This is a genomic window from Achromobacter sp., assembly GCF_036567245.1.
Taxonomy (GTDB): Bacteria; Pseudomonadota; Gammaproteobacteria; order Burkholderiales; family Burkholderiaceae_B; genus Achromobacter.
In genome coordinates this window covers 14,909-37,256 of the sequence record NZ_DATCUY010000677.1, presented here as the reverse complement: position 1 = coordinate 37,256, position 22,348 = coordinate 14,909, and the positions used below count along the sequence as shown (strand labels likewise).

Annotated in this window: 25 protein-coding genes; 10 read left to right on the top strand and 15 right to left on the bottom strand. The window is 63.5% G+C overall.

Going from position 1 to position 22,348, the window contains the following annotated elements:
- From VIR09_RS29075 to VIR09_RS29055, 5 genes are all read right to left on the bottom strand, one after another.
- Positions 1 to 743, bottom strand: a 743-nt coding sequence (locus VIR09_RS29075) for an NAD(P)/FAD-dependent oxidoreductase (RefSeq protein ID WP_332016027.1), incomplete at its 3' end; no start/stop codon positions are given.
- On the bottom strand, positions 740 to 1,717 hold the full coding sequence (locus VIR09_RS29070) for a LysR family transcriptional regulator (RefSeq protein WP_332016026.1): 978 nt from the start codon (positions 1,715 to 1,717) through the stop codon (positions 740 to 742). The genes VIR09_RS29075 and VIR09_RS29070, both read right to left, overlap by 4 nt.
- 238 nt (positions 1,718 to 1,955) lie before the next feature.
- On the bottom strand, positions 1,956 to 2,186 hold the full coding sequence (locus tag VIR09_RS29065; RefSeq protein ID WP_332016025.1) for a hypothetical protein: 231 nt from the start codon (positions 2,184 to 2,186) through the stop codon (positions 1,956 to 1,958).
- A gap of 389 nt (positions 2,187 to 2,575) precedes the next feature.
- Positions 2,576 to 2,785 (bottom strand): DUF7661 family protein, encoded by a 210-nt coding sequence (locus VIR09_RS29060; RefSeq protein WP_332016024.1) that lies wholly within the window; start codon positions 2,783 to 2,785, stop codon positions 2,576 to 2,578.
- 16 nt (positions 2,786 to 2,801) lie between these two features.
- Entirely contained in the window at positions 2,802 to 3,683 is an 882-nt protein-coding gene (locus tag VIR09_RS29055; RefSeq protein WP_332016023.1) for a LysR family transcriptional regulator, read from the bottom strand.
- Positions 3,684 to 3,781: 98 nt separating this feature from the next.
- Between VIR09_RS29055 and VIR09_RS29050 the strand changes: the two genes are divergently transcribed.
- From VIR09_RS29050 to VIR09_RS29040, 3 genes are read left to right on the top strand one after another with little or no spacing between them, the layout of a single operon-like run.
- Positions 3,782 to 4,789, top strand: a complete 1,008-nt coding sequence (locus VIR09_RS29050) for a membrane dipeptidase (protein ID WP_332016022.1) — start codon at positions 3,782 to 3,784, stop codon at positions 4,787 to 4,789.
- Positions 4,790 to 4,814: 25 nt separating this feature from the next.
- Positions 4,815 to 5,786, top strand: coding sequence for a tripartite tricarboxylate transporter substrate binding protein (locus VIR09_RS29045; RefSeq protein WP_332016021.1), 972 nt, complete (start codon positions 4,815 to 4,817; stop codon positions 5,784 to 5,786).
- 8 nt (positions 5,787 to 5,794) lie between these two features.
- A complete protein-coding gene (locus VIR09_RS29040) occupies positions 5,795 to 6,295 on the top strand; it encodes a RidA family protein (protein WP_332016020.1) in 501 nt (166 codons plus the stop codon).
- A 27-nt stretch (positions 6,296 to 6,322) separates the two neighbouring features.
- On the opposite strand, the gene VIR09_RS29035 is transcribed toward VIR09_RS29040, so the two are convergent.
- The 3 genes from VIR09_RS29035 to VIR09_RS29025 form a co-directional block, all read right to left on the bottom strand.
- Positions 6,323 to 6,922, bottom strand: a complete 600-nt coding sequence (locus VIR09_RS29035) for an OmpA family protein (RefSeq protein ID WP_332016019.1) — start codon at positions 6,920 to 6,922, stop codon at positions 6,323 to 6,325.
- A gap of 2 nt (positions 6,923 to 6,924) precedes the next feature.
- Positions 6,925 to 7,425, bottom strand: a complete 501-nt coding sequence (locus VIR09_RS29030) for a hypothetical protein (protein WP_332016018.1) — start codon at positions 7,423 to 7,425, stop codon at positions 6,925 to 6,927.
- 155 nt (positions 7,426 to 7,580) lie between these two features.
- Positions 7,581 to 7,793 (bottom strand): hypothetical protein, encoded by a 213-nt coding sequence (locus VIR09_RS29025; protein ID WP_332016017.1) that lies wholly within the window; start codon positions 7,791 to 7,793, stop codon positions 7,581 to 7,583.
- Between the two features lie 192 nt (positions 7,794 to 7,985).
- Here VIR09_RS29025 and VIR09_RS29020 point away from each other — a divergent pair, with 192 nt between their 5' ends.
- A complete protein-coding gene (locus VIR09_RS29020) occupies positions 7,986 to 8,705 on the top strand; it encodes a carbonic anhydrase (RefSeq protein WP_013394375.1) in 720 nt (239 codons plus the stop codon).
- A gap of 236 nt (positions 8,706 to 8,941) precedes the next feature.
- Positions 8,942 to 9,097, top strand: a complete 156-nt coding sequence (locus VIR09_RS29015; protein ID WP_332016016.1) for a hypothetical protein — start codon at positions 8,942 to 8,944, stop codon at positions 9,095 to 9,097.
- A gap of 61 nt (positions 9,098 to 9,158) precedes the next feature.
- Here the strand turns inward: VIR09_RS29015 and VIR09_RS29010 are convergent, their stop codons facing one another.
- Together VIR09_RS29010 and VIR09_RS29005 are read right to left on the bottom strand one after the other, a co-directional pair.
- Complete coding sequence (locus tag VIR09_RS29010; RefSeq protein WP_332016015.1) at positions 9,159 to 9,539, bottom strand: DCC1-like thiol-disulfide oxidoreductase family protein; 381 nt, start codon at positions 9,537 to 9,539, stop codon at positions 9,159 to 9,161.
- A gap of 120 nt (positions 9,540 to 9,659) precedes the next feature.
- Positions 9,660 to 10,610 carry a GlxA family transcriptional regulator gene (locus tag VIR09_RS29005; RefSeq protein WP_332016014.1) on the bottom strand — a complete coding sequence of 317 codons (951 nt, stop codon included), beginning with the start codon at positions 10,608 to 10,610 and terminating at the stop codon, positions 9,660 to 9,662.
- A gap of 119 nt (positions 10,611 to 10,729) precedes the next feature.
- On the opposite strand from VIR09_RS29005, the gene VIR09_RS29000 reads away from it, so the two are divergent.
- Positions 10,730 to 11,323 carry a LysE family translocator gene (locus VIR09_RS29000; protein WP_332016013.1) on the top strand — a complete coding sequence of 198 codons (594 nt, stop codon included), beginning with the start codon at positions 10,730 to 10,732 and terminating at the stop codon, positions 11,321 to 11,323.
- A gap of 63 nt (positions 11,324 to 11,386) precedes the next feature.
- Here VIR09_RS29000 and VIR09_RS28995 read toward each other — a convergent pair whose 3' ends face one another.
- The gene (locus VIR09_RS28995) at positions 11,387 to 12,031 is read right to left on the bottom strand and encodes a DUF2239 family protein (RefSeq protein ID WP_332016012.1); all 645 of its coding nucleotides are present in this window, start codon (positions 12,029 to 12,031) and stop codon (positions 11,387 to 11,389) included.
- A gap of 192 nt (positions 12,032 to 12,223) precedes the next feature.
- Between VIR09_RS28995 and guaB the strand changes: the two genes are divergently transcribed.
- Both guaB and guaA read left to right on the top strand, forming a co-directional pair.
- Positions 12,224 to 13,684, top strand: coding sequence for an IMP dehydrogenase (gene guaB / locus VIR09_RS28990; RefSeq protein WP_332016011.1), 1,461 nt, complete (start codon positions 12,224 to 12,226; stop codon positions 13,682 to 13,684).
- Positions 13,685 to 13,801: 117 nt separating this feature from the next.
- Entirely contained in the window at positions 13,802 to 15,394 is a 1,593-nt protein-coding gene (guaA, locus tag VIR09_RS28985) for a glutamine-hydrolyzing GMP synthase (protein ID WP_332016010.1), read from the top strand.
- Between the two features lie 75 nt (positions 15,395 to 15,469).
- Here the strand turns inward: guaA and VIR09_RS28980 are convergent, their stop codons facing one another.
- From VIR09_RS28980 to VIR09_RS28970, 3 genes are all read right to left on the bottom strand, one after another.
- Entirely contained in the window at positions 15,470 to 16,642 is a 1,173-nt protein-coding gene (locus tag VIR09_RS28980; protein ID WP_332016009.1) for an MFS transporter, read from the bottom strand.
- A gap of 147 nt (positions 16,643 to 16,789) precedes the next feature.
- On the bottom strand, positions 16,790 to 17,287 hold the full coding sequence (locus VIR09_RS28975) for a Rid family hydrolase (protein ID WP_332016008.1): 498 nt from the start codon (positions 17,285 to 17,287) through the stop codon (positions 16,790 to 16,792).
- Positions 17,288 to 17,390: 103 nt separating this feature from the next.
- Positions 17,391 to 17,972 carry a TetR/AcrR family transcriptional regulator gene (locus VIR09_RS28970; RefSeq protein WP_332016007.1) on the bottom strand — a complete coding sequence of 194 codons (582 nt, stop codon included), beginning with the start codon at positions 17,970 to 17,972 and terminating at the stop codon, positions 17,391 to 17,393.
- A 207-nt stretch (positions 17,973 to 18,179) separates the two neighbouring features.
- On the opposite strand from VIR09_RS28970, the gene VIR09_RS28965 reads away from it, so the two are divergent.
- Both VIR09_RS28965 and VIR09_RS28960 read left to right on the top strand, forming a co-directional pair.
- Positions 18,180 to 19,394 (top strand): benzoate/H(+) symporter BenE family transporter, encoded by a 1,215-nt coding sequence (locus VIR09_RS28965; RefSeq protein ID WP_332016006.1) that lies wholly within the window; start codon positions 18,180 to 18,182, stop codon positions 19,392 to 19,394.
- Between the two features lie 52 nt (positions 19,395 to 19,446).
- Positions 19,447 to 20,595 (top strand): serine hydrolase domain-containing protein, encoded by a 1,149-nt coding sequence (locus VIR09_RS28960; protein ID WP_332016005.1) that lies wholly within the window; start codon positions 19,447 to 19,449, stop codon positions 20,593 to 20,595.
- A 70-nt stretch (positions 20,596 to 20,665) separates the two neighbouring features.
- On the opposite strand, the gene VIR09_RS28955 is transcribed toward VIR09_RS28960, so the two are convergent.
- The gene (locus VIR09_RS28955; protein ID WP_332016004.1) at positions 20,666 to 21,874 is read right to left on the bottom strand and encodes an MFS transporter; all 1,209 of its coding nucleotides are present in this window, start codon (positions 21,872 to 21,874) and stop codon (positions 20,666 to 20,668) included.
- Between the last annotated feature and the right edge of the window lie 474 nt (positions 21,875 to 22,348).

Here is a 22,348-nt window from a genome sequence, read left to right as displayed (position 1 = left end):
CCGGCTTCCAGCGCGGTGCCGGCGCTGTCCATGGCCGAGGCGCCCGCGCCCACCACGCCCACGCGCTTGCCGGCAAGCGTCCCGTAGTCCATCACGTCGGACGAATGCGCCCAGCGGTTGCGCGGCAGCTTCTTCGAAAATTCAGGCACATAAGCGCCGCCCAGGCCGTCGCGTCCGGTCGCCAGCACCACGCGGCGCGCCAGCACCGTGCTGCGTCCGGCGGGGGATTCGATGTCCAGCTGCACCAGTTGGTCGGCGCGCGGCAGCACGGCCAGGATGCGGTGCTCGTTACGCACGTCCAGGTCCAGCGCGCGGCGGTACCAGCGCAGGTAGTCCATCCATTGCAGGCGCGGGATCTTGTCCAGCGCTTCCCATTCTTCGGAGCCGAATTGCGCTTCGAACCAGGCGCGGAAGGTCAGCGCCGGCAGGCCCAGCGCGGGACCGGTCAGCTGCTTGGGCGAGCGCAGGGTTTCCATGCGGGCCGTGGTGGCCCAGGGACCTTCATAGCCTTCGGGCGCCTGGTCGAAGATCGGGGCGTTGATGCCCAGATGCTTGAGCGAGGCTGCCGCGGCCAGGCCGGCCATGCCGCCGCCGATCACGGCCACGTCCAGTACCGGCTGGCCGTCGACAAGACGGGGCGTGACCCAGTTCTTGGCGGGGATTTCCAGCCAGGACAGGTCTTGCCGCAAGCGCGCTTCCAGCGCGGCCAGGCCTTGCGGCGGGGTGGCTAGGGGCTGATTCATATAGCAGGGGATTCCGTAAGAGGGGCGTCGTCGCCATAGATCGACTGCAGCAGCGCCGAATGTTCGGCGGCGTCGTGCAGGGCGAAGCCGGGCAGCAGGGCCGCGGCGGCTTGGGCGAGCGCGTCGACCATGGCCTGGCAGGCTGGCGTCGGCGTTTGCGACTGCGGGGTGATGACCCCGAAGAAAAAGGGGATGTCCAGGTCGATGGGCCGGATCGCCACGCCCGGCATGGGGGCGCCGTAGGCGGTGATCGGTTCCAGCACCGACACGCCCAGTCCGGCGCGCACGGCGGCCAGGGCGTTGACGGACGAATTGGTTTCCATGGTGCCCAGCGCCTGGGCGTTATGCGCCATTGCGGCGTCCAGGCGGCGGCGCAGCCGGTAGGGGTTGGCCATCGTGATCAGGCGGCGCCCGGCCAGCGCGGCTACCGGCACCACGGCCTGCTGCGCCAGCGGATCGTTTTCCGGCAACGCGACCACACAGGGGGCTTGCCCGATCCAGTGCACCGTCAGGCCGCGATGCTCCAGCGGCAGGCTGGTCGCGCCCAGTTGCGCGGCGCCTGACAGCACGGCGTGCACCACGCGTTCGGGCGAGGCGCTGCGCAGTTGGATGCGCGCGGCGCCGATGCGGTCTTCGATGCGCTTGAGCGCGTCGGGCACCAGGCCCGCCGCCAGGGCGGACGTGGCGGCCATCAGCAGCGGCTGGGCCTGGCCACGGGCGATTTCATCGGCGCGGCTGCGGATCTGTTGCATGCCCGCCAGCGCGCGCTCGACGTCGTCATACAGCAGGAAGCCCTGCTCGGTAGGCGTCACGCGCGGGCCGCTGCGCGCAAACAAGGGATAGCCGATCTCGGCTTCCAGTTCCTGCAACAACCGGCTGATCGCCGGCTGGGAGCGTCCCAACAGCCGGCCGGCAGCAGTGACGCTGCCCGTGGACATGACGGCCGCGAAGGCCTCGAGTTGACGAAGTTCCATCTTTATTGATCTATGCCAAGGACGAATTCTTGCCCGGCAAGTATGCGCTTTGCAAATAATTAAAGAGCATAAGTAAATTCCCTGATGGGGTTTTCCTCAGGGATTTTCATAACTTTCAGTTATTTCAAGGGCTTGCGGCGGTCGCCCGACTTCCGGGCGCCAGGCAAGAGAAAGCCCGCTTGCGGCGGCAGCGGGCTTTGGGCGTCTTATGCGGGAAGGTTTGGGGAGACTGGTTGGTTCAGGAATGGCTGCGTCCTTCGCGGCGCCAATACAGGTAGCGTTCAATCTCCGCCTGTTCCACCGCTGGATCAAGCCAGCGCCATCTGACCACGTAGCCACGGTGCGCCGGCGGCATCCAGCCCAGCACCGAGTACATCGTGACTTCGGTCTCGCCCGTATTGAATTCGGTTTCGAAGAATCCCTGGCGATCCGGTGGATCGCTGCCGCACATCCAGCTGGAACCTGGCATGACGTTCTCCCCATACACCATCGCGTTGTAGGGGCGATCCGCTCAAATAGCCGACCCGCGTTTCGGATTGAGGTCGATGGCTATAGACCAGACCACCTGCAATCAGCCGATTTGTAAAGCTGCCTTCAATCCTACGCGCCGGTCCGAGAAATGGCATACGTTCTAGCCCCGATGCGGGCTGCGTCTACCTTGTGTTAGAAACACGGATGGGGCTCTTGCGGCACGATTGCCGGGATCTTTGCGAACCTTTGCAGTTCGATTTGGCGGATGCCGGTAGTATTCGCCCATCGAACCTCAGGAGCCCGTCATGCACAGTCAGCAACCCGCGCCCGAGCCGAACAAGCGCCGCTGGCCTTTCGGCTACGGCGAAGAAGAATAGGGCGCTCGCGCTACCCGATGCGCGAAATCCGGTCGCCGGGGCCGGAAAGCTCGTGATAGATGTCGTCCAGGTATTCCGCTAATTCGTCGGCGGACACTTCCGGGGGAATGGCCAGGTCCGTAGCCGGGACGTGCTTTCCCGCATCGGAACGGTAAACGGCCCACGCCGCGCCCACACGCTGGATGTCCAGTTGAAATCTGCCGTAGATGTCGAATTTCATGGGCGTCCTGAAAAAGTCATGACCAGGTCAATGCCAACTCGGCGGCCACGCTGCGCGTGAGTCCCAGCAGTGCTTGCGAGGCCGGGCTGAGCGTTTCACCGCCGCGGGTCAGCACTTCCAGGCTGCGGACGGCGCTTTGGTCGGCCAGAGGCACGACCGCCAATTTTGCGCTTGTCGTGACCGCCAGGGCGGGCAGGATGGTGACGCCAAAACCCTGTTCGACGAAGGTCAGCAAGGAAGTGGTGTTGCGCACCGTTAGCAGCGAGGCTTCCACCAGTGCGGCGACTTCCGGGGAATTGAAGCGGGCGCACAAGCCATTCGCAATGAACTCCGCAGCATCGATATCGCTCCAGCGCACCTCGCGTCGCAGTTTGGTCAGGCCATGTCCGGCTGGGCACACCAGTACGAAACGGTCTTCGAACAGGGGTTCGGTCACGATGCCGGGCAAGGGCGCCGGCAGCGTGGCAATGCCGAAATCGACCTCTCCGTCGGCCACCGCCTTGCCCACCGCGGCCGAGTCTATGTCGCGCAAATCCACCCGCACCTGCGGATACTGCCGGCGCATCGAGCCGATGACTTGCGGCAGCAGCTGGATGGCCGCCGAGGGCACGGCGGCCACCTTGGCGGTTCCGAGCGCGCCGCTGGCATAGCGGACCATATGGGCCACGGCCGTATCGAATTCGGCAATGGCGCGCTGGGCCTGCGCGCGGACATAGAGGCCCAGCGGAGACAAGCGGATCTTGCGCTCGCCTTCGAATAGCGGCCCTCCCAGCTCCGATTCCAGCTGCTTCAAGGTCATGGAGAGCGCCGCCGGCGTGCGGCCCACACGATCCCCCGCCTGGGCCAATTCACCCGCATCGACCACGGCCATGAACATGCGCAAATGCTCAAGCTTCATATTTAAGAAAAAATGAAATAAAACTAAGTAATTTTAGTTTGACTGAATTCCGGCCAAATATCTACAGTACCGCTCACTGCCAATCAAGGAAGCAAGCAATGAGCGCAAGCGCCTTACGCGTCGACGGGCTGCAATACAGCAACTGGTCCGAAAAGATATTCCGCCAACTGCGTGAAGGCGGCGTGGACGCGGTCCACGTCACCATCGCCTATCACGAGAACCTGCGCGAGATGATCCACAACATCGAGCGCTGGAACCGGTGGTTCGAGCGCTTTCCGGAACTGATCGTGCAGGCGCGCAGCGGCGACGACGTCAGGCGCGCCCGCGAGTCCGGCCGCACTGCGATCATTTTCGGGCTGCAGAATCCCTCGCCCATCGAAGACGATATCGGCCTGGTCGAGGTGGTGCACACGCTGGGCGTGCGCTTCATGCAGCTGACCTATAACAACCAGTCCCTGCTGGCTTCGGGCTGCTATGAAGCGGTCGACAGCGGCGTCACGCGCATGGGCCGCGAAGTGATCAAGGAAATGAACCGGGTCGGGCTGGTCATCGACATGAGCCATTCGGGCGAACGCTCTACGCTGGAAGCGATAGAACTGTCGGAGCGGCCCATCACCATCAGCCATGCCAATCCGCATGCCTGGGCGCAGGCGCTGCGCAACAAGTCGGACACGGTACTCAAGGCGCTGGCCGGCGCGGGCGGCATGTTCGGCTTCTCGCTGTATCCGCATCATCTCAAGAACAAGTCGGCTTGTACCCTGGACGATTTCTGCGCCATGGTGGCGCGCACGGCGGACCTGGTGGGGGTGGAGCACCTGGGCCTGGGCTCGGACCTGTGCCAGGACCAGCCGGACTCGGTGGTGCAGTGGATGCGCACGGGCCGCTATACCAAGAACATCGATTATGGCGAAGGCTCGGCCGCGCAGCCGGGATTTCCGCCGCAGCCGGAGTGGTTCCAGGACAGCCGCGATTTCCAGAATATCGAGCAAGGCTTGCGCGCGACCGGGTTTTCATCGGACGACGTGGCGCTGCTGATGGGCGGGAATTGGATGCGCTTCTTCGACCAGAGCTTCGGCACGCAAATCTCTTCCATCCGCAATCCCTGACCGGACGCAACCTCGGAGCACTTACATGAAGAACGCCATTCGCATCCTTGCGTGCGCCACGCTGGCGCTGTGCGCTGTCGGCAACGCCAGCGCACAGGACTTTCCCAATAAAAGCATACAGATCGTCGTGCCGTTCCCGCCGGGCGGCGTGGCCGACCTGGTCGTGCGCACCGTGGCGCAAAAGCTGGGCCAGGACGTCAAGCAGCCCGTGCTGGTGGTGAACAAGCCCGGCGCCAGCGGCATCATCGGGGCCGAGTTCGTGGCCCGCGCGCCGGCGGACGGCTATACGCTGCTGTTGGCCAACCTGCCGATCATGTCGATCAACGAATTGCAGTACAGCAGTCTGCCGTATTCCGCCGCACGCGACTTCGCGCCGGTGATCCTGCTGGCCGACCAGCCCTACATCATTGCTACCGGCAACGCCGTGCCCGCCAAGACGATGAAGGAATTCATCGCCTATGCCAAGAGCAAGCCAGATACGCTGACCTTCGGCTCGGCGTCCAGTTCCACCTTTCTGGCAGGCGAACTGTTCAAGCAGCGGGCCGGCATCCGCATGGCCCACATTCCCTACAAGGGCAGCGCGCCCGCCATCAACGACCTGCTGGGCGGACATATCAGCCTGATCCTGGATCCGGTGATTACCTTGCTGCCGCACGTTCAGGCCGGCAAGCTGCGGGCTTTGGCGGTCACGTCGTCCGAGCGGATAGATTCCGCGCCGGACATACCCAGCTACAAGGAAGTCGGCCTGGAGGATATGGACATCACGTCCTGGCAAGGCATCGTCGCTCCAGCCGGGACGCCCGAGGCGGTCGTCAAAAAGCTCAACGAGGATTTCAACCGGGCGCTGCAGTCGCCCGAAGTGGCCTCGCGCCTGAAAGAGCAGGGCGTCAGCACCAAGGGCGGCTCAGCCCAGGCCTTCAGCGATTTCGTCGCGGCCGAGAACAAGCGCTGGGCGACGCTGGCCAAGCAGGTCAACTTCCTGCCCGGCAGTCTCTGAGGAGCATCATGAGCGGAGCCGACGCGCGTTTGCAGGCTTTGGGACTCGTCCTGCCACAGCCCACGCCCACGCACTACGCCTATCTTCCGGCGTTGCGGCATGGCAGCACGGTGTATGTCGCCGGGCAGATTCCCAAGCTCAGCGCGGACCAGTTGCTGGTTCAAGGGGCCATAGGCGAGCGGGTCGGCGAAGCGCAGGCGCACGAGGCGGTACGCCTGTGTGTATTGCATGCGCTGTCATGGGTCGCCCATCACGCGCAGGGCAGCCTGGATGCGGTGGAGCAGATACTGCGCGTCAACTACTTCTTCCAGGTGGGCGAGCGCGCCAGCACGCGGCTATCGGCCATCGCCGATACCGGATCGGAACTGCTGGTGGCGATTTTCGGGCGCCAGGGCGAGCATCCGCGGTCGGTCATCGGCGTGCGCGAGTTGCCGCGCAACGCGCCGGTGCTGGTCAGCATGGACGTAGCCTTGGCCGTTGCGGACGAGTCGCGAGACCCGGCCCGTTGACGCAGGCTCGGTCCCGCGCCGTGCAGTTCAGCGCTTGGGCAGCACGAACTCCACCCGCCGATTCTGCGCCCGTCCTTGAGGATTGTCCGCGCCATTGGCCAGCCGGTTCGACTGGATCGGCTGGGTATCGCCGAATCCCTTGACGGTCAGCCGCGCCTTGTCCACGCCGTGGCTTGCCAGCCATTGCGCCACCGCCTGGGCGCGGCGCAGGGACAGGTCTTTGTTGTAGGACGCCGATCCCTTGGAATCGGTATGTCCTTCGATCGCAACAGTGCCCGCCGAGCTGGCTTTGATCAGGCTGGCGATGTCCCGCAGCGTAGGCTCGGCGGCGGGGCGTATGGCGGTCTTGTCGAAGTCGAACAGCACGTCGCCCAGCATGGCGACGGTCACGGCATTCTTGTCCTGCCGCACCGACAGGCCGTCGTGGCGCGCGGCCAGTCCGTCTATCTGCGCGTTCAGGTCCGAGATGCCGCCGCTGGCGTCGGAAGGCAGCCCCTTCAGGTCCAGGATGGTGGCCTGCAGATCCAGGATCTCGGCCTTGTAGGGTGGCTCCTGCGCCATGGAGCCGCCGGCGGCGGCGAGCAACGCCGCGGCCAGCAGAGTGGACGAGCCCGGGTAGCCGGCCATGGCTAGCGGTCGGTGATCTTGATGGCGTCGAAGGTTTCGACGCTCGGTATCGTCAGCGAGACCTCTTTGATCTCCTTGGGCGGGGCGGGGAATTTCCCCTGCCAGGAGCCGGCGATCGGGGCGTCCTTCTCGGTCCTGATCATCAGTTTGGGATTGGTCAGCGGCTTGTCGTTGCTGTCTCTCAACAGCAGGTGCTTCTTGTTGCCAGCCACGACGTAGAAGCTGTTTTCATAGTCGCTCTTGCTGATCTGCGGATAGAGCATCTCCGTCTTGCCCATGACGATGGGCTTGAACCGCACCTTGATCGACAGGATGTCGCCGCTGCGCACTGCTTCGACCACCTGGCCTTCGGCGACGCCGGAATCGGTCAGGCCGGTAGCCAGGGGCGCGGGGGCGTTCGCCTGGGCTTGGGCAAAAGCGGCCTGGCCAGCCGCCGCCAGGGTCATGATGGCGCCCAGCGCGCAGGCGGCGGCGGTCTTTCTGATAGGAGTCACGATAAGCATCCTCTGTCGTTGAAAACCATTCAGGGCAGGGCATCCGGACCGGGACTCATGCTTTTGGTCCCATCCAAAGTCCAACATGTGATGGTCCGACTTTCAGGCGCTTATTGCAGTTTGATGTTTTTCCAAGAAGTTACGGAATCTAGCCAGCAGGAACGTCATCCGCCGCGGTGCCCGTGATAGCGCGGCGCGGCGACGCTGCGCGTGTTTTCCTTGTGCTGGGATCCGACCAGGGCCTTGCGCCGGGCTTCCTCATGCTGATGGTCGGCGCGGGCCCGGTCCTTTTCCGCATGCGGGGGCGAGTGTGTGTCGGGCGAGCCGGAATCGGGCGCGGCCTGGGCCGGTTTGGGGTGGGGAGTGTTGGGCGTCATGGTGCGTACCTATGCAGGTGACGCGGCTTATGCCGCTCTTCCACGTTACGCCTGGGGTGCGTGTATCTCAAGCGGCAATTGCGACAGACTCTTTCTGGGGCCTCCACCCTTATTTTTGAGGCGCGGGCGTCGCGGTAGCGGCAAAATGGTCATGCGCTGGTTTCCTAGACGTTCGTCTTTCAGGAGAGCCTCATGTGCGACTGTTCCTCTTGCGCAAATCCCCTGCATTTCAATCGCCGCCGCTTGCTGTTCGGTGCTGCTGCAATGGCAGCGGCCGGCGCCTCGGGCTGGCTGGGCGCTGCCCAGGCCGCCGTGCCCTCAAACGATATCGGTCCTGACGCGGCATTGAAACGCCTGATGGCCGGCAACGCCCGCTACGCCGCCAACAAGCCGAACATGCGGGATTTCTCCGCCGGACGCGCGGCCCGAGCCGTAAAGCAGAAGCCGATCGCCGCCATTCTGGGCTGTTCGGACTCGCGCGTGGCGCCCGAACTGGCTTTCGACCAAGGCCCGGGCGACCTGTTCATCGTGCGCGTGGCTGGCAATTTCGTGAACGAAGACGGGCTGGCCAGCCTGGAGTACGGCACGCTGGTGCTGCGCGCGCCGCTCATCCTGGTGCTGGGCCACGACAATTGCGGCGCGGTGGACGCGACGATCAAGGCGTGGAAGGACAAGACCGAGTTCCCGGGCCATCTGCCGGCCCTGGTGAACGCGATCAAGCCCGCCGTCGAACTCGCGAGCAAGTCGGGCGCCAAGGATCTGATGGCCGCCGCCGTACAGGAGAATGTGCGCATGGCGGTCGATCGCCTGAAGAACGCGCAGCCGCTCTTGCAGGAGATGGTGCAGCAGAAAAAGCTGGGCGTGGTCGGCGGCGTGTACAGCCTGGCCACGGGCAAGGTGACGCTGGTCTGACGCAGCGGCCGGGGGTGGCCGAACTACAGCGCCGGCCGGCCCCGGAACGGTGAGAATTGCTGAGCTTTAAACGTTTTTCCCTTCGTAATATCCGCTGAAAGGATATTGAAAGGGGAAGAGACATGGGGGCGTGCGAAAAATGCGAGGCTATCGTAACGAACCGGCGCGATGCGCCCGGACATGAAGACCTGATCAGCCTGGGCGTAGTGCGGTCAGCTGGGGAGACGCCGCGGGGCGTGCAGCAACTAGCGTTCACCTGCGCGGTGTGCGGCACGGATTGGGACTATCTCCACGACAAGCGCGACCCGGCATCGGGGTGGCGTCGCTGCGACGCCAATGCGGATGTGCAAATGGCCGAAGAGCCTCTGGCAAGAGCGGTGGGCGCGGCCTAGCGCGTACGGTCTTCAACCAGATGCCATTCCCGCGCGTCTGGTCGGCGACGGGGCAGCGCGCCTACACCTGCATTTTCTTCTTGCCCAGCAGCGTCAGCGCCAGGCTGCGGCCGGTGCGCATGAACGGGTAGAGCGCCGTCGACAGGCAGGGGTTGCGGAACACGGCGGCGTTGACGCTGTTGAACAGATCGTTGCCAGTGCTGATCAGCGCCAGCCGGTTGATGCAGTCGGCGCCCCAATAGTCCTGGCCGTCCAGATGCAGCAGCATGCCCTGGTTCAGGTCATAGCCCTGCGCCTTGTAGGCCACCGCCAGATCGGGATGGTCGCGCATGTTCAGCAGATCGATGGGGCCGACGGCCTTCTGCAATTGCAGCATCCGCACGTAGTTCGAGCAGAAAGGGCAGTCTCCGTCGTAGAGCAGGAAGTTCTTTGCGATGGCCATGACGCACCGTGTGGAAATGCGCAGGCGCGAAAAGCGCGCCCGCCGCTTATCTCCGATTAAAACCCATATCGCTGAACGCGCCCACCGCCGGCATTGCGCACGCGGGCCGGGTGCGGGACATCAGCGCATCTGACGCACGCCGTGGCCCAGGCGCCGGCGCAGCAGGTTGCGCAGCGTGACGCCGTCGGCGTAGCCGACCTGCGCCGCGATCTGCTCCAGCGACAGGCTGCTGGTCTTCAGCAAATGGGCGGCGCGCTCCACGCGCAAATCCTGAAAGAACGACAGCGGGCTCTTGCCCAGCACTTCCTGCGTGCGGCGCGCCAGCGTGCGCTTGCTGGCGCCCAGCGCCTGCGCCGCGGCATCCAGCGAGAATCCTTGCGCAAGATGCGCGCGCGCCCAGCGCTCGAAGCCCTGCACCAGCGGCTCGGCATGCGTCAGGTGATCCGTGATGACGTAGGCGGATTGCGCCGGCCGCTGGTCCACGATCAGATAGCGCGCCACCAATGCCGCCAGTTCGGGACTGGCCTGGCGCACCAGCCAGAGCGCCATGTCCATGTGGCTCAAGGCCGCGCCCGCCGTCAGCAGCGACGACGAGCGCACCAGCATGTGCTTGTCCTCCAGGTCGACCGCTGGATAGCGCTGCCTGAACAGCGGCGCCAGCCACCAGGTGGTGGTGGCCTTGTGGCCGTCCAGCAGGCCCGATTCCGCCAGCACGAAGGTGCCGATGCAGGCCGCGGCGGTGTTCGCGCCAGGGCCGCGTTCGCGCAGCATCCGGCTAGCGTCGCGCACGTCGGCGCGGGCAAGCGCGGGTACCAGCGTTTCGGGCATCTTGCAGCCGATGGCCGGGATGACGAGCCAGTCCGGGTCCGACGGGGCCGGGCTGCCCGAAACGGGCACGCCAAATCCCTGCGAGGTGCGCACCTTGCGGCGCATGCCGACTACCCGTGCCTCGAACGGCTGCACGGGGGCGGGCAGCAGTGGCGACAGCTCGTTGGCCGTCGCGAACACGTCCAGGATGGCGGACAGGCCGGTATCGAACACGCCCTCCAGGGCGAGGATCTGGATCTTCATGGCAAGAACGCTATCAAAGATGTCAAAACCGCCAATATTAATAAGGCCGGCCCGGACCCACAATGCCGCTGTCTGATCGTCGGCGCCAAACGTGCGCCGCGTGCCACCGGAGCCTGGTCTTGTCCATTGAAAATCTGCTTGCCCTGGCGGTGTTCGCCTTCGTGACCTCTGTTTCGCCGGGCCCCAGCAACGTCATGCTGATGACCTCGGGCGCGAACTTCGGCTTCGGCCGGACGCTGCCCCAGGTGTTCGGGATCACCGTCGGTTTTACCTCCCTGCTGTCAGGGGTAGGGCTGGGCCTGGGGGCGCTGTTCCAGGCCTGGCCGCCGTTATCCGTGGCGCTGAAGGTGGGCGGGGCGGCCTACCTGCTGTACCTGGCATGGCGCATCGCGCTGTCGCGTTCGATCAGCGCCGGCCAGGCGTCGACCAGGCCGTTGACCTTCATGGAATCGGCCTTGTTCCAGTGGATCAATCCCAAGGCGTGGATCGTGGCGCTGGCCTCGGTGGCGGTCTATGTCGATGCTGCAGCGCCCTGGATATCGCTGGCCTGGATGTGCCTGGTGTTCGCACTGGTGAACCTGCCCAGCGTTTCGCTGTGGGCCGGCTTCGGCGTGGCGCTGCGCGGATTCCTCGCGCAGCCCGGACGCCTGAAGTGGTTCAACATTGCCATGGGGGCATTGCTGGCGTTGACGTTGTGGCCGATGCTGCGCTGACGGCGCGCGGCCCTGACGGGAAGCGTGCGGCGGGTGCGCGCCGCGCCCGATTCGGGGTTGGGATCAATTCGTGACACTGTCGCCGGATCCGCCCCATGCCAGGCCCATCGCATAGCCGCGCACATCTTCGGGCCACGTGGCGATCTGCTGCGCAAAGCGCTCGCGTTCGCCGGCATACAGCGCCCGCGTCGCTTCCTCGAACCCGGGCAGGTTGCCGCCCATGCTGGACATGAAGCGGTAGGCGGCTTCCTGGCGTTCGCGCCGGCGGTCCTGCGCCTCGTTGTCGCGGCGAGCCTGTTCCACCAGTTTGCGCAAGGCGACGGACGCGCCGCCGGGCTGCGCGCCCAGCCAGTCCCAATGGCGCGGCAGCAGCGTGACTTCACGCGGTACTACGCCCAACTTGGGGCGGCCCCGGCCGCGCGGTTGCGTCTCGTCGGCTGCCACGTCGGCGGGCATTTCGGCGGCCAGGGGCGCCGGCTCGATGCGGGCGCGGTGACGTTCCGCGATGGCGGCGGAGTCGCCTCTCAGGTCCAGGTCGACCTGCTTGCCGGTCTGATCGTCGAACACCAGGATGGCGGCGTCGCTGCCCGAGTCCATGGCCCGTTTGACGGCGAGCGCCACGTCGGCCAGGGGGCCAGTGGCAAGCATGCGGTGGCCGGCGAAGGCAGTGTGCGGATCGGTGTGGCGGGATACGGATAGTTGGTTCATTATTTTGTCCGGATGAAAATGGCGGGCGAATTATGATCCGGGTAAAAATACAAGTCAATATATCCGGGTAAAAATATTGCGAGGCGGCAATCCGCCACCGCGGCGGATAGAAATATCCCCGTGAACCTAGGGTCAACACCTAGGCAAAACACACAGGCGGCGTATAATCTTGCTTTGCGCCCGGAGTTACCCATGCGTCTCGTACAAAAAGCGCTCACCTTCGACGATGTGTTGCTGGTGCCTGCGTATTCCGAGGTCCTGCCTCGCGACACTTCCCTGGCTACGCGCCTCACTCGCAATATCAGCCTGAACATCCCGCTTGTGTCCGCCGCCATGGACACCGTCACCGAATCGCGTCTGGCCATCGCCATGGCGCAAGAGGGCGGCATCGGGATCATCCACAAGAATCTGTCCGCCGACGCCCAGGCGCGTGAAGTCGCCCGCGTCAAGCGCCACGAATTCGGCATCGTGATCGATCCGGTCACCGTCACCCCCCAGATGAAAGTGCGCGACGCCATCGCGTTGCAGCGCCAGCATGGCATCTCGGGCCTGCCGGTGGTCGAAGGGCGCAAGCTGGTCGGTATCGTCACCAACCGCGACCTGCGCTTCGAAGAAAACCTGGACCAGCCCCTGCGCAACATCATGACGCCGCAGGAACGCCTGGTCACCATGAAGGAAGGCGCCACGCTGGAAGAGGCGCAGTCCCTGATGCACAAGCACCGCCTGGAGCGCGTGCTGATCGTCAACGACGGCTTTGAACTGCGTGGCCTGGCCACCGTCAAGGACATCGTCAAGAACACCGAACACCCGATGGCCAGCAAGGACGCCCAAGGCCAGTTGCGCGTGGGCGCTGCGGTCGGCGTGGGCGCCGGCACCGAAGAACGCGTGGAAAAGCTGGTTGCGGCTGGCGTCGACGTCCTGATCGTCGACACCGCCCACGGTCATTCCAAGGGCGTGCTGGAAGGCGTGCGCTGGGTCAAGCAGAACTATCCCAAGGTTGAAGTCATCGGCGGCAACATCGCCACCGCCGCCGCCGCGCGCGCGCTGGTCGAGCATGGCGCCGACGGCGTCAAGGTCGGCATCGGCCCCGGCTCCATCTGCACCACCCGCATCGTCGCCGGCGTGGGCGTGCCGCAGATCCATGCCATCTCCGAAGTCGCCAAGGCGCTGGAAGGCACGGGCGTGCCGCTGATCGCCGACGGCGGCATCCGCTACTCGGGCGACGTCGCCAAGGCCCTGGCCGCCGGCGCTTTCGCCTGCATGATGGGCGGCATGTTCGCCGGCACCGAAGAAGCGCCGGGCGAAGTCGTGCTGTTCCAGGGCCGTTCGTACAAGTCCTACCGCGGCATGGGCAGCCTGGGCGCCATGACGGACGGCTCCGCCGACCGTTACTTCCAGGATCCGTCCAACAACGCCGACAAACTGGTCCCCGAAGGCATCGAAGGCCGCGTCCCCTACAAGGGCAGCGTGCTGGCCATCATTTACCAACTGGTCGGCGGCATCCGCGCCTCGATGGGCTACTGCGGCTGCGCCACCATCGACGACATGCGCACCAAGACCGAATTCGTGGAGATCACCTCCGCGGGCGTGCGCGAGTCCCACGTGCACGACGTACAGATCACCAAGGAAGCGCCCAACTACCGCGCCGACTGATCCGTACAGTCAACTACAATGTCATGCATCGCGCACCGGCAGGACCGCAAATGAATCAGCGGTTCTGCCGGTGCGGTTTTATTTACTGCGGTTTTATTCTTTACCGGTAGAGTCTCCATGCACCAGCGCATCCTCATTCTCGACTACGGTTCGCAAGTCACCCAGCTGATCGCCCGCCGCGTCCGCGAAGCCGGCGTCTACTCCGAAGTGCACCCCGGCGACGTCGACGACGCCTTTGTGCGCGACCAGATGGCGCAAGGCTTGAAGGGCGTCATCCTGTCCGGCAGCCACGCCTCCGCCTACGAAGAAGGCTCCATGCGCGTGCCGCATGCGGTGTTCGAGCTGGGCGTACCCGTCCTGGGCATCTGCTACGGCATGCAGTCCATGGCGCAGCAACTGGGCGGCGTGGTCAGCTTTTCCGACCACCGCGAATTCGGCTACGCCGAAGTCCGTGCCCATGGCCACACCAAGCTGCTGGAAGGCCTGGAAGACTTTTCTACTGCCGAAGGCCACGGCATGCTGAAGGTCTGGATGAGCCACGGCGACAAGGTCACCGAGCTGCCCCCGGGCTTCAAGGTGATGGCGTCGACGCCGTCCTGCCCGATCGCCGGCATGGCCGACGAAGACCGCAAGTTCTACGCCGTCCAGTTCCACCCCGAAGTCACGCACACCGTTCAAGGCAAGGCCATGCTGGCCCGCTTCGTGAACGAGATCTGCGGCTGCGAAGGCGACTGGAACATGCCCGACTACGTAGCCGAAGCCGTCGCCCGCATCCGCGAGCAGGTCGGCACGGACGAAGTCATCCTGGGCCTGTCCGGCGGCGTGGACTCCTCGGTAGCCGCGGCGCTGATCCACAAGGCCATCGGCGACCAGCTCACCTGCGTGTTCGTCGACCACGGCCTGCTGCGCCTGGACGAAGGCAAGCAGGTCATGCAGACCTTCGCCGAAAACATGGGCGTGAAGATCATCCACGTCGACGCCACCGCCCAGTTCATGGGCAAGCTGGCCGGCGTGGCGGATCCGGAAGCCAAGCGCAAGATCATCGGCCGCGAGTTCGTCGAAGTGTTCCAGGAACAAGCCGGCAAGCAGCAAAGCGCCAAGTGGCTGGCCCAGGGCACGATCTATCCCGACGTCATCGAATCCGCGGGCGCCAAGACCGGCAAGGCCACCTCCATCAAGTCGCACCACAACGTGGGCGGCCTGCCGGACACGCTGAACCTGCAACTGCTGGAACCGCTGCGCGAACTGTTCAAGGACGAAGTCCGCGAACTGGGCGTGGCCCTGGGCCTGCCGCCGCAGATGGTCTACCGCCACCCGTTCCCCGGCCCCGGCCTGGGCGTGCGCATCCTGGGCGAAGTGAAGCATGAATATGCCGAACTGCTGCGCCGCGCTGACGCGATCTTCATCGAAGAACTGCGCAACACCAAGGACGAGGCCAGCGGCCTGACCTGGTACGAGCTGACCTCGCAAGCGTTTGCGGTGTTCCTGCCGGTGAAGTCGGTGGGGGTGATGGGTGATGGGCGTACTTATGAGTACGTCGTAGCGTTGCGTGCGGTGCAGACGTTTGACTTCATGACGGCTGATTGGGCGCCGCTGCCGCATCCGCTGCTGGCGCGGGTGTCGTCGCGCATCATCAATGAAGTGCGCGGCATCAATCGTGTTGTTTACGACGTGTCGAGCAAGCCGCCTGCGACGATTGAGTGGGAGTGATCCCGCTTCCGGCATAGACCGCCGCCAAAGAGCATAAATGCCCTTCAAGCCCGCGTAAACGCGGGCTTTTTTTCGCTACCGGCCAGCCGCCAGCGTACGAGTATCGCGCGCCTTTCGCCCAAGATAAGGCAACAAGCTGACCAATCCCAACATAGCCAATGCGGCTCCAACCCACAGCGGCGAACGCACCCCGTAACCCGCCGCGATGCCCAGGCCGCCGATCCACGCACCTGCCCCCAGCCCGATATTGATCACCGAGGTATGGACAGTATTAACCAACGCGCCCGGATGCGCAGTCTGCATGACACGCGCAATCATCGCGGGATTCATAGGCACGCCAACCAGGCCGATCACGATCAGCGCGCTCAGGCTGAGAATCTGGCTTTCAGCGAATACCGCGAACAGCGCCAAGGTTGCGCCCAGCACAATCAAACCGCCAGCCATGATGGGCATGGCGTGTTTGTCCGCGTAGCGCCCCACGACCATGTTGCCCGCCACGTTGGCCGCACCGTAGATGCCCAGCAACCAGGGAATTGAAGATGCGGCGAAACCCGTCACTTCGGTCAGGATCGGAGCGAAGTAGCTGAAGGCTGCAAACGTCGCGCCGATAATCAATCCGCTGGTGGCGAAAGCCGCCCACAGGTGCCGGTTTTTGAACTCTGCCAGTTCCGCGGCGAGGCTGGCCGTTGCAGACACTTTGGAGCGCGGCACCAGGATAGTGATGATCCCTGCGCACAGCACGGCAAGCGCAACCACCAGCCAAAAGCTGGCGCGCCAGCCCAGGTGCTGGTCGATGACCGTGGCGATGGGAACACCCAGCACCGTCGCCAGCATCAAGCCTCCGATCACGATGGACGCCGCCCGGCCGCGTGACTGCATGGCCACGATTTCGGCGCAGATCGCCAGCGACACTCCAAAGCACGCGGAGCCTGCCACTCCCGTGGCGACCCGGGCAAACGCCATGACTTCGTAGCTGGTCGCGGATGCGGCGACCGACTGCGCGATTGCGTAAAAACCCAGCAACCAGAGCAGGGCCTTCTTGTTGGGGACGCGCAGCTTGATCAGGCCTACCGTGAGCAAGGGACCGCCTGCGACCATGCCTATGGCATACAGCGATATGAGGTAGCCGATCTGGGTCACCGAAACGCCGAAGGCCTGGGTCAGCGACGACATCATGCCCGCCACCATGAACTCGGACGTGGTCAACGAGAAGATCGTCAATCCCAGGATGTAGACCGCTAATGGCATGGGAAACCCCTAAAAGTTTATTGTTCAGTACAAAATTACCCCAAGAGAACCGGCCGAAAGGCCGGTGATCATTTCTAGGGTAGCAGCAGACTTCTTGTTGGCGTCACCGCTTGGGCGATGGGAATACGATCCCGTGCGCGTGTGCTGTCACGGGGTAGGGGCCTCGGCGTCAATTGCACGGTTGAGCGGTGCAAAGGCCACCGCCTTGATCTCCACCAGCCCGCCATCGGGGTTCAAGTCAGCAACTTCCAGCTCCACTGCGGCAGGATACGGAGCGAAGAAAAACTCGTCGCGGACCTGTCCGATGGCAGCCAACTGGCCCGCCTTGTCCAGGTCCAGGCGGTCGCTGCCGAAGACATGGAACATCTGCAACTCGATTACATCTTCCATCTGCGCGTCGCAAGCCATGAGCAGGTGCTCGATTTGTCTGAACACGTCGCGCAGTTCATCGCAGAACGCCGCGACGCTCATCGGCTCTTTGGATCTGTTGCTGGCCACTATGCCGGAGAGGTACACAAAGTCGCCTGCACGGCGCGCGGGGGCATAGTGAAACTGCGCAACATCCGATTCCAGCGAGGCGGGAATTGCGACAGCCCCCGTTCTGGTTGCTACGAGCCGGACGTCGATGCTTGAAGATTGGTTCATATAGGCTCTTTCAGGTTGATAGTGTACTGATCGGTAAACAAAAGAGGAAAAAAATAGGCCGGAGCCTGGGGTTCGTGGTGATTCAAAAGAGGGGATCTATTGCTCATAGGCCTGCCAAGGTACCTTCCAGCACATCCTGCAGAAACGCGCGATCCGGCATGGATTGCCCCAGGATGCGCAGCCCGTAGTAGCTTGCGAGGAACGCGCGCGTCACTTCCAAGGCGAGCCGGTCGCTTGACAGCTCGCCATTGCGTTGGCCGACTGCGATAACGTGGCAGATGGTGGCTTCCAGCTTGTTGACATAGGTCCGGTTGATCTGGTCTATGACAGGGTCTTTGCTGCTGCGCTCCATGACCGAGAAAAGCGCCATGCAACTACGGCGCCGAATCGGGTCCAGGTCGCCGTCAATTCCCCATTGGAGTAACGCCCGCAAGCGATCCTTGGCGCTGCCGGGGCCGTTGAGGATCTCCGTTTGCGCCTGAAGTCCTAGCTCCTGATAGCGGCGCAGGGCTTGCTCATAGAGGTTCTGTTTGCTGCCAAAGGCATGGTAGAGGCTGCCGCGCCCCAAGCCTGTGCGCTCACATAACTCCTGCGTTGAGCTGGCTTCGTATCCATTGGTCCAGAAAACGTCCATGGCGGCGTCTATGACGGCAGTGTCGTCGTACTCCTTGGGCCGTCCGCTCATGATCGTTGTCCTTCGCCGTTGTTCACGCGTTGGATTATAGGTAGTATTTGACTGAATGGTAAACAACTATTTTTTGATGCCCTTGCGGCAAGCAGTAGGACGGCAAAGCCCTTGGTTATCGCCTGGCGCCTGCAATTTCGTTCAAGACGGAGCCGTGCGGGACTCGGTAAAAAGCATCTCCGCCAGTGGCAAGGACATCCATCTGAAATGGCTCACTCCAACCGTTCCCGAACCGCCCGATCGCCATTCTTTCACCTTCCGGTTGCCGAGTTGACCAACGCCTTTGTGGCGTTCCTGTTTGCCGCATCGGCGCCGGTGACAATCATCATGAGCGCGGGCGCGAAAGGAGGGCTCAGCCAATCCGACATCGCGTCGTGGATCTTCGCGGCTTTCTCCATCAACGGCATCTTGACAGTTGCCATGTCCGTGATCTACCGACAACCCTTGGCGTTTTTCTGGACGATTCCTGGCACCGTGCTGGTCGCCAGCGCGCTGCAGCACCTTAGCTTCGCCGAGGTCATCGGCGCCTACCTCATCACGGCCGTTTTGATCCTTGCCCTGGGGCTGACCGGATGGGTCAAGCTTGTCATGGATCGTCTGCCATTGCCTATCATCATGGGCATGGTCGCCGGTGTATTCCTGAACTTCGGCCTGGACTGGATACGATCGTTTGTTTTGGACCCCTGGCTCGCTGGGGCCATGACCGTGACTTTCTTTGCGCTCTCGGCTTTTCCTGCCGTTCAGAAACGGCTCCCGCCCATGGTCGGCGTGTTGATCGTTGGCGTGGTGTCGCTGGTGATTGCGGGCAAGGCTCCGAGCATGGAAGGCATGACGGCCGCCAATGCGTTGGTGCAGCCCAATCTCTATGTGCCCGTCTTCTCCTGGCCTGCGACGCTTGAATTGGTCGTGCCGCTTGCGGTCACCGTGGTGGCGGTTTACACGCCACAAGGAGTGTCCCTGCTACGGAATGCGGGCCATCATCCGCCCGTCAATGCGATTACCAATGCCTGCGGCATTTTCTCGGCCATCACCGCGCTTTTCGGTTGCGTATCGACTTGCCTGACCGGCCCTTCAAGCGCCATCCTCGCATCTGGCGAATGCAGAAGCCGTCACTGGCTCGCCGGCATCTTTCTGGGCATTCTCGCGATCCTGTTCGGGGCGTTTTCGCCGGTCGTGACGCAGGCGCTGCTGGCTACGCCCACGGCGTTTCTTGCATCGCTTGCCGGTCTTGCGCTTTTGCGGATATTGCAGGGGGCCTTCCAAACCTCCTTCAGCCAGAAATTCTCGCTGGGGGCATTGGTCGCGTTTCTGGTGACGCTGGGCAGCCCCGCGTTGTTTGGTATCGGCGCGCCGTTCTGGGGGATAGTCTTTGGCGTCGTCGCAAGCTTGATGCTGGAGCGCTCGGACTGGACCCGCTCTTGAAGCGGGTGTCGTGCGATCCTGGCCGATGGACAAGTACAACAATGGAGAGACTATGGACGACATCAATGCGGCGTTGGCTGACGCGAGGACGCTTCATCCCGGCGCCGTCGTGGCGCGCTTCAGCGGGAAATCGCCAAGCCGCTTTACCGCGGCCGGGCACGTCGATATGGAGCGTTCAGCTGCGCTGGCGCCTGATGCCATTTTCCGTATCTCGTCCATGACCAAGCCGATCACGGCGGTCGCGCTCTTGATGCTGATTGAGCGACTCGATATCGAGCTGGCCGAACCTGTGGCCAAGTGGCTGCCCGAACTCAGCAAGCCCAACGTACTGGCCGATTTGCACGGCGAGCTGGATCGCACGGTGCCCGCGAAGCGCGAGATCACCATCGAGGACATCCTGACATCCCGGCTTGGTACCGGCATTGTGCCGGCCGCTCCCGGCAGCACGCCGCTCCAGCGGGAAATCGCGCGCCAACAGCTGGTGGGCTTTGATGCCCCCCGGCCCGCGTCGGCCATGGGGCCGGATGAGTGGCTTCGAAGGCTTGGCGCCTTGCCGCTAATGGCGCACCCCGGCGACCGGTGGTTTTACTCGGTCGCGTCCAATGTGCAGGGAGTGCTGATCGCCCGGCTCTCCGGCATGGCATTGTCCGAGTACCTGAGCACGCATGTGTTCGAGCCGCTGGACATGAAGGACACCGGCTTTTACGTCAAACCCGGGCAGTTGTCCCGCCTCGCACCCGCCTATTTCAGCGACCTCCAGCTCGCAGATGGCCCGAAAGAAGAGAGCGCCTGGGCGAAGCCCCCAGCATTTGAGGGCGGCGAAGGCGGTTTGGTTTCAACGGCAGCCGACTACCTGGCCTTTGTACGCATGCTGCATGCCGGGGGCGAAACGCCCAGAGGGCGGCTGCTAGGCAAGGCTTGGGTCAGGCGCATGCTGACCGATCATCTGACTGCCGGGCAGCGTGCCGATGCAGGCTGGTTTCTCGATGGACGGGGCTGGGGTTACGGTGTCTCCGTCGATGCAGGGCGGTTCCTCACCGACAGCTTGCAAGGCACCACGGGCTGGTCTGGAGGACTGGGCACCTCGTGGCTCAGCGACTTCTCCAACGATCGGGCGGTAGTGGTCATGTGCTCAAGGGCGCTTGATGAACCCGCAGTCTATTCGGATCATCGGGCGCTTCAGCAGGCTGCGCTTCGTTAACGTCCGCGCTGCATGCTTGCCTGGCTCCAGCCCTGCCATATGCGAGGGCTGGAGCGGAACAACATCTGCGTCAATAAGGTTTATGGGGCTTCGATCTCGTCAAAATCGATAAGAGCAACGCTGCAGCCGCCAGGGCCGCGGCAATGAAGCCCAGATTGACCGCACCGACCCATTCGATTCCAAGCCCGCCGATCGATCCGGACAGTGCGATGGCGAGATAAAGGATGGCCTGGTTGAGCGAGATGAGGACGGCTGCGGCATCGGGTTTGAGCGAGATCAGGCGGTGCTGCTGCGGCGTCGTGATGGCAAAGGCTGCAATTCCATAGAACGCAATCATCACGAACGCAGCAGCCAGGCTTTGCGTCGTCAGCGGCAGGACCAGCATGGCGGCAATCAACCAAAGCAGGGCAAGAATCACCACTTTCGGCCCGCCAATGCGGTCCGCAAGCATCCCGGCGCCCAGGTTCCCGATGGTCCCTACGATGCCCAGGGTAGTCATGAGCCCCGCCAGGTAGAAGCTGTTCGCCTGGGTGGCCGATTCAAAGATGACGCCGATGTAGGTGTACGGCATATAGATCGCGGTGAACGCCAAGAGCGTTACGCCAAGCACAGCAAGAATCCGGGGCTCCAACAGGAGGCGGAATTGTTGACGCAGGCCATTGGCGGCGGCAACGTTCAGCGTCCCGGGGATAAAACGGAAGACTCCAATGACGCCGATCGCGGCCAGGCCCGTTGCCAGCCACATGGTCGAGCGCCAGCCGAACACTCCGCCGAACGCGGTACCCAATGGCGCGCCCAGCGCAGTCGCCGCGGTAAAGCCGCTCACCACTAACGCGATGGCCTTGCCGCGATGTTCTGGCGAGACCATGGCGGCGGCGGTCACGGTGGCTGTCGGAACGAACATGCCTACGCCCAGTGCGGCCACGACTTGGCCCAGCAGGACTTGCAGGTAAGAGGGTGCGAGCGCGGTCCAGGCGCTGCCCAGGAGATACACGGCCGAGGCGGCAAGCAGGACTGTCCTGCGCTTCCATCGCACCGTTGCGGTCGTCAGGATCGGACCTGCGATCGCGCAGGTCAGCGCGAATGTCGTGATGACCTGGCCTGCGACGGAGGGGGAAATTTCAAGCGAGCGACTGAGCAGCGGCAGCAGACCCGCCAGAACGAACTCGCCGGTCCCGACGACAAATACCCCGAAGGCGAGCATGGAAACTGCGAACCACTGGCTTTTTACCGTGGGAAGGGGAGCCTCTCGTGAGGAGGGCAACGTGGAATTGAGCATGACAGGTCCTTCTGATGCTGCGACGCGGGCGCCGCGCCAAGTGGGTGTTTTTCGGGGTGGGTCGTAACGAGCCGCCGGGCTGAAAACGGGGAGGCGCCGGCGGCCTCGTTGCCGTCTCTTGCCAGCTGTTTTCATATCGACCCACAGCTGAGTTGAGGTTTTCGTTAAATATATACGGTCGTACGTATATATGTCAAAACCTGCACCGAGAGTGCGGGCCGACGAGCAGTGGCATTGACGTACCGCCTAACTCGCGCAATTACGGTTTTTTTGCTGCTCATTGAGCGTTGATATACTCGCCCGGTTGCGATCCGGTCATGCCTCTGAAAGTTTGCGGCAATCTGCCTGGCATGCCCCAGGCAAGTCTCGAAGGCCGCTTCCGGAGCATCAAGCCAGATGGCTTGTTGAACCTGCTTGCAAGGCAGGCGCCGCACAAACACCGAGTGAATTACGTAACGGGAGATATTGGATGCG

What these genes read in the sequence shown, in the direction of transcription:
- VIR09_RS28980 (WP_332016009.1), bottom strand. Translation starts at nt 16,642, where the DNA reads ATGCCATTAGCGGTCTACATCCTGGGATTGACGATCTTCTCGTTGACC.
- VIR09_RS28965 (WP_332016006.1), top strand. Translation starts at nt 18,180, where the DNA reads ATGGCTCACTCCAACCGTTCCCGAACCGCCCGATCGCCATTCTTTCAC.
- guaA (WP_332016010.1), top strand. Translation starts at nt 13,802, where the DNA reads ATGCACCAGCGCATCCTCATTCTCGACTACGGTTCGCAAGTCACCCAG.
- VIR09_RS29030 (WP_332016018.1), bottom strand. Translation starts at nt 7,425, where the DNA reads ATGCTTATCGTGACTCCTATCAGAAAGACCGCCGCCGCCTGCGCGCTG.
- VIR09_RS28975 (WP_332016008.1), bottom strand. Translation starts at nt 17,287, where the DNA reads ATGAACCAATCTTCAAGCATCGACGTCCGGCTCGTAGCAACCAGAACG.
- VIR09_RS29035 (WP_332016019.1), bottom strand. Translation starts at nt 6,922, where the DNA reads ATGGCCGGCTACCCGGGCTCGTCCACTCTGCTGGCCGCGGCGTTGCTC.
- VIR09_RS28955 (WP_332016004.1), bottom strand. Translation starts at nt 21,874, where the DNA reads ATGCTCAATTCCACGTTGCCCTCCTCACGAGAGGCTCCCCTTCCCACG.
- VIR09_RS28995 (WP_332016012.1), bottom strand. Translation starts at nt 12,031, where the DNA reads ATGAACCAACTATCCGTATCCCGCCACACCGATCCGCACACTGCCTTC.
- VIR09_RS29010 (WP_332016015.1), bottom strand. Translation starts at nt 9,539, where the DNA reads ATGGCCATCGCAAAGAACTTCCTGCTCTACGACGGAGACTGCCCTTTC.
- VIR09_RS29050 (WP_332016022.1), top strand. Translation starts at nt 3,782, where the DNA reads ATGAGCGCAAGCGCCTTACGCGTCGACGGGCTGCAATACAGCAACTGG.
- VIR09_RS28970 (WP_332016007.1), bottom strand. Translation starts at nt 17,972, where the DNA reads ATGAGCGGACGGCCCAAGGAGTACGACGACACTGCCGTCATAGACGCC.
- VIR09_RS29025 (WP_332016017.1), bottom strand. Translation starts at nt 7,793, where the DNA reads ATGACGCCCAACACTCCCCACCCCAAACCGGCCCAGGCCGCGCCCGAT.
- VIR09_RS29060 (WP_332016024.1), bottom strand. Translation starts at nt 2,785, where the DNA reads ATGAAATTCGACATCTACGGCAGATTTCAACTGGACATCCAGCGTGTG.
- VIR09_RS29065 (WP_332016025.1), bottom strand. Translation starts at nt 2,186, where the DNA reads ATGCCAGGTTCCAGCTGGATGTGCGGCAGCGATCCACCGGATCGCCAG.
- VIR09_RS29055 (WP_332016023.1), bottom strand. Translation starts at nt 3,683, where the DNA reads ATGAAGCTTGAGCATTTGCGCATGTTCATGGCCGTGGTCGATGCGGGT.
- VIR09_RS29040 (WP_332016020.1), top strand. Translation starts at nt 5,795, where the DNA reads ATGAGCGGAGCCGACGCGCGTTTGCAGGCTTTGGGACTCGTCCTGCCA.
- VIR09_RS29070 (WP_332016026.1), bottom strand. Translation starts at nt 1,717, where the DNA reads ATGGAACTTCGTCAACTCGAGGCCTTCGCGGCCGTCATGTCCACGGGC.
- guaB (WP_332016011.1), top strand. Translation starts at nt 12,224, where the DNA reads ATGCGTCTCGTACAAAAAGCGCTCACCTTCGACGATGTGTTGCTGGTG.
- VIR09_RS29005 (WP_332016014.1), bottom strand. Translation starts at nt 10,610, where the DNA reads ATGAAGATCCAGATCCTCGCCCTGGAGGGCGTGTTCGATACCGGCCTG.
- VIR09_RS29045 (WP_332016021.1), top strand. Translation starts at nt 4,815, where the DNA reads ATGAAGAACGCCATTCGCATCCTTGCGTGCGCCACGCTGGCGCTGTGC.
- VIR09_RS28960 (WP_332016005.1), top strand. Translation starts at nt 19,447, where the DNA reads ATGGACGACATCAATGCGGCGTTGGCTGACGCGAGGACGCTTCATCCC.
- VIR09_RS29020 (WP_013394375.1), top strand. Translation starts at nt 7,986, where the DNA reads ATGTGCGACTGTTCCTCTTGCGCAAATCCCCTGCATTTCAATCGCCGC.